Annotated in this window: 1 pseudogene; it reads left to right on the forward strand. The window is 45.4% G+C overall.

Annotated elements, in window-relative coordinates:
• Positions 1–67: 67 nt before the first annotated feature.
• Positions 68–313 (forward strand): annotated as a pseudogene (locus tag RT99_RS21210) (hypothetical protein); the annotation flags it as partial.

The following is a 313-nucleotide window of genomic DNA, read 5'->3' on the forward strand; positions in this document are numbered from 1 at the left end:
CGAGGAACCATCTGGATTCATAGGCGCCGGACAATCCTTCTTTGCAACGTCCAAAGCTGGCGGAACAGTGACCTTTAACAATGATATGCGACTTGGAGCTGCCGATAACACACAGTTTTTCAAATCCGCATCAAAAGAAACTACTGATGCGCACCACGTATGGCTGAATATGACCAATACAAAGGGAGTCTTCAAGCAAATGCTGGTAGGTTACGTGCAAGGGGCAACCAATGAATACGAAGACAGGTACGACGGGGTGAGTTTTAATGCCAATCCGTATGTTGATTTCTATAGTGTTGACAACGGAAACAAT

It is taken from the genome of Flavobacterium sp. MEB061 (genome assembly GCF_000834715.1).
GTDB classification, from domain to species: domain Bacteria; phylum Bacteroidota; class Bacteroidia; order Flavobacteriales; family Flavobacteriaceae; genus Flavobacterium; species Flavobacterium pectinovorum.